Genomic DNA, 4,242 nt, shown 5'->3' with positions numbered 1-4,242 from the left:
GCGGGCGCGGGCGCGGGCGCTTGCGCCGCCGGCGCTTCGCGTTCGCACGCGGTCAGGGCCAGGGCCAGCGCGCAGGCCAGGCCGGCGCGGACGAAAGCGGTGCGGACGGGCGAGGCGAAAGCGTGGCGCGTCTTCATCGTGGACGGACTCCAGGAAGGCGTTCGGCCGCACACCATGCCGCAGGCGCGGCGGCCGAGGCTTGTTTGTTTGTGCGTTTGCGCGGCGCGGCGCGGCGGACGTTCGCGCATCCCCAAAACTTGCGCGCCTTAAAAAACAAGCCCGGCATGCGCATGCCGGGCTTGTCGGGTCTAGCGGTCGATCGCCTTGCCGGCCAATCAGAACTTGAAGCGGAACGAGGCCATGAAGCGGCGCCCGGTGTGGAAGCGCTGGGCGACCAGCTCTTCGCGGCCCAGGTACTGCTTGTACTCGGAATCGAGCAGGTTCATGCCTTCCAGGGCCACCGTCAGGCGGTCGTCGAAGGTCCAGCTCACGCTCGCGCCGAGCTCGGCGTAGTCGTCCACGCTCGCCGGCGGCGCGCCGGCCACGTAGCCGCCGGCCAGGTAGTCGCTGCGCCAGTTGTAGCTGATCCGGGCCGACAGCGGGCCGCGCTCGTAGTACGGGCTGATCGCCACCGCATCGCGCGACTGGTACGGCAGGTCGGTGCCGTTGGCGCCTTCGCCGTCGGCGTAGGTGTAGTTCGCGGTCAGGCCGAAGCCGGTGTCGCCGAACGGCTGCTGGTAGCTGACGGTGAAGCCCTTGACCTTGCCCTTGCCGGCGTTGACCGGGCGCAGGATGCTGTAGTTGCAGAAACCGTCGGTGGTGCAGCCGTTGGTGCCGACGATGCGCGACTGGTAGAACGCCGGCGCGGTGGTCGCGTTGGAGTTGAACTGACGCTCGATCGCCGCTTCGCTGGTGATGTAGTTGTCGATGTCCTTGTAGAACACCGACGCCGCCAGCACCGACTGCTCGGCGAAGTACCACTCGGCCGACAGGCTGTAGTTGGTCGACTCGTAGGCGTCGAGGTTGGCGCTGCCGCCGCTGCCGGTGAAGGTGCTGTCGTTGAGGAAGGTGTTGCCGACCAGCTGGTTGTACGGCGCCCAGGCCACGACCTTGGCCGCGCCGAAGCGCAGCAGCACATCGCTTCCGGTGTCGTAGACCACGTTCAGCGACGGCAGCACGAAGTCTTCCTTCTTCGAGCTGCGCACCCGCTTGGAATCCAGGTCGGTCAGGCTCGGGGTGCCGCCGTAGGCGAAGCCCTCGCCGTCGGTCTTGGATTCCACGTAGCGCACGCCGAGGTTGCCGCGGAAACCGCCCGCGGAGAAATCGGCCTGGACGTAGGCGGCGGTGTTGGTCTGCTCGATGCTGAAGGTGTTGTTGAGGAAGCTGGCTGGATCCGGCGTCAGCCCGCCGCGATAGCGGTTGACGTAGTCGATCACGTTCTGGCGGCCGACCTGGATGTGGCGGCCCGAACCGGCGTTGAGGTCGCGCAGGCTGACCGGGTTGATCGTGCCGACGGTGTTGAGGTCGGCGACCGGCAGGCCGACGTAGACGTTCTGGCGGTAGTCTTCCTCGTGCTTGCCGCGGCGCGCGCCGAAGCTGAGGTTGTTGAACACGCTGTCGAAGCGGACGTTGAAGTCGACCTGGCCGTAGGTGTCCTTGGTCTCGGTGTCGATGACGCCGTAGTTGCCCATGAAGCCGTCGCCGGCCCAGTTGGCCGGGTTGCCGGCGGCCGCCGGGTTGTCGAAGGTCAGGCCGCGCTTGAGGTCGAAGCTGTAGCCGCCGGTGTAGACCGGTTCGATGAACCACTGCTCCAGCGAGTTCTCCGACTTGCTGTGGCCGATCTGGCCGGACACGCCCCAGGCGTCGGTCTGGTACTTGCCGGTCAGGTCGATGCCCTTGGTCTCGGGCTCGGAGGCGCGCACGTTGTTGTCGTAGAACACCGGGTTGGCGTTGCTGTGGCCGCCGGTGGCGACGTTGCCGCTGGTGCTCAGGCGGTCCACCGCGCCCGGACGCTGGGTCAGGAAGTTGTAGAACGACTGGTTGTAGTTGTCGAAGCTCTCGCGGATGAACAAGCCGCTGAGGTTGAACTCCAGCTCGTTGCTCGGCTTGAACTGCAGGTTGAGGTTGGCGCTGTTGCGCTCGCGGGTCTGCTGGAACCAGGCGGCGTTGACGAAGTTCGGCACGTCGATGTTGGCCGCCGCGCCGGTCTGGTTGGGGAAGGTGTTGGCCTTGACGTAGCCGAACACTTCCACGCCCTGGCGGTCCACGGTCTCTTCGTAGTGCTGCGCGGCGAAGTTGAAGCCGAAGTTCTCGTCGGCGTTCTTCCAGCTGTACATGAACGAGCCGCTGGGACGGGTGTCGCCGCCCTGGTCGTTGTAGTTGAAGCTCAGCGAGCCGGCGATGGAGTTGGCGTCCATGTCCAGCGGCTTGCGCGTGTGCATCAGCACCGTGCCGCCGAGGCTGCCTTCGGTCAGGCGCGCTTCGGAGGACTTGATGACTTCCAGCCGGCCGAGGATTTCCGGCGCCAGCAGGGTGTAGTCGAAGCCGCGGTTGGGCTGCTCGCCGTACAGCCAGATCGACTGCGCCACCGGGTGGCCGTCGAGGAAGCTGAGGTTGAGGCTGGGGTCGGTGCCGTCGATGCTGACGCGCTCGCCCTGGCCGAAGCGGCGGTCGAGCACCACGCCGGGAATCTGCGACATGGCTTCGGCGACGTTGGTGTTGGCGAACTTGCCGATGTCCTCGGCGGTGATCGCCTCCGACACGGTCACGTTGGCCCGCTTGGTGTCGAGCGACTTCTCCAGGCTGGCGCGGATGCCGGTGACCACGACGGCGTCGAGGTCCTTGGCCTGCGCGGCCGCGGCCGGTGCGTCCTGCGCCATCGCGACGCCCGAGGCCAAGCTCAGGGCCGCGACGATGCTGGCGGACAATAGGGTCTTGCGCGCTTTCATTACTGTTCCTCCCTCGGGCGGTGATGGCTCGGCGATCGTCCGGTGGCCGGTTCGTCGTCGAGTCCGGTTGTCTTTGTGCGTGCGGTAGTGCGTGCGGTGCGCGTGCTGCGGTATTGCCGCCTTCGTTGCGAGGCCGCGTGCCTGCTTCGGCCTTGCGCCTGGAGCGTGTGCTGCCAGCGCCGCGCGGCGCCTGCGCGCCGCGCGGCGTCGATTCGGGTCAAGCGGTGGAGCGGGTCGCGGCTTCGTCGCGAAGGTGTTCCAGGTACCAGCTGGCGGCGCCGATCACGCCCAGGCGCTCGTTTTCGATCAATCGCACCGGCACGCCTTCCAGCACCGGCCGCATCACGCCCTTGTCGAGCATGCGCGCATGGAACGCGCTGTCGGGCACGAAGTCCTTGAGCTGGGGCAGGATGCCGCCGGCGATGAACACCGAGCGGGCGCCGCTGACCACGACCAGGTCGCCGATCACGCTGCCGAGCAGGGCGCAGAAGGTCAGCACCGCTTCGCGGGCGAGGGCGTCGCCGCGGCGCGCGGCCTCGGTGATCTGCGCCGGCGCGCGCAGCGCGGGCTCGGCGCCGTCGAGCGCGCACAGCGCGTTGTACAGATTCGCCAGGCCCGGGCCGGAGACGAAATGTTCGGTCGGCACATGGGTCTGGCCGCGTTGCCGCGCCCAGCGCAGCATGTCCGCTTCGCGCGCGTTGCCCGGCGCGAACGCGGTGTGGCCGGCCTCGGTCGGCAGCACCACGGTGCTGCGGCCGTGCGGGATGCGCACCGCCGCGCCCAGGCCGGTGCCCGGGCCGATCACCAGCACCGGGCCCGGCGCGGCGTCGCGCACGCCCGGGGTCAGCAGGGTCGAGTCGTCCGGCGCCATGCACTGGGCGGCGTTGGCGTTGGCCTGGAAGTCGTTGATGAACAGCACTTCGCGCAGGCCCAGCTCGCGGCGCAGTTCCGACAGCGAGATCGGCCAGGGCAGGTTGGAATTGACCACGCGGTCGTCGAGCACGACGCCGGCGCAGGCGATCACCACCCGCTCCACGCCGCCGCCGTGGCCGGCGGTGAATTCGTCGAGGAACGCGCTCAGGATCGGCGCCAGGCTCGGGTAGTCGGCGCACACGTACTTGCGGTGGGCGAGCACGGCGACGCTGTCGCCGCCCTGGCCCGGGCGCACCAGCCCGACCCGGGTATGGGTGCCGCCGACGTCGGCGGCGATGAAGGTACCGGTATCGGCCGGCGCGGCCGGATTCAGCCGCGGCGCCGCGCTCATGCGCGCCCCCGCGTCGGGCCGGCGGCGCGC

2 protein-coding genes are annotated in these 4,242 nt (G+C 68.9%); both read right to left on the bottom strand.

Annotated features, from left to right (window positions below; genetic code table 11):
- Positions 1-335: 335 nt before the first annotated feature.
- Positions 336-2,948, bottom strand: coding sequence for a TonB-dependent receptor (locus tag A7A76_RS23660; protein ID WP_206413611.1), 2,613 nt, complete (start codon positions 2,946-2,948; stop codon positions 336-338).
- Between the two features lie 217 nt (positions 2,949-3,165).
- Positions 3,166-4,212 (bottom strand): glucokinase, encoded by a 1,047-nt coding sequence (locus A7A76_RS23655; RefSeq protein ID WP_206413612.1) that lies wholly within the window; start codon positions 4,210-4,212, stop codon positions 3,166-3,168.
- Positions 4,213-4,242 lie beyond the last annotated feature (30 nt).

This window comes from Lysobacter enzymogenes (assembly GCF_017168095.1).
GTDB lineage: Bacteria > Pseudomonadota > Gammaproteobacteria > Xanthomonadales > Xanthomonadaceae > Lysobacter > Lysobacter enzymogenes_D.
Note: the sequence above shows the minus strand (reverse complement) of the source record. Positions and strands in the feature narration are given on the sequence as shown.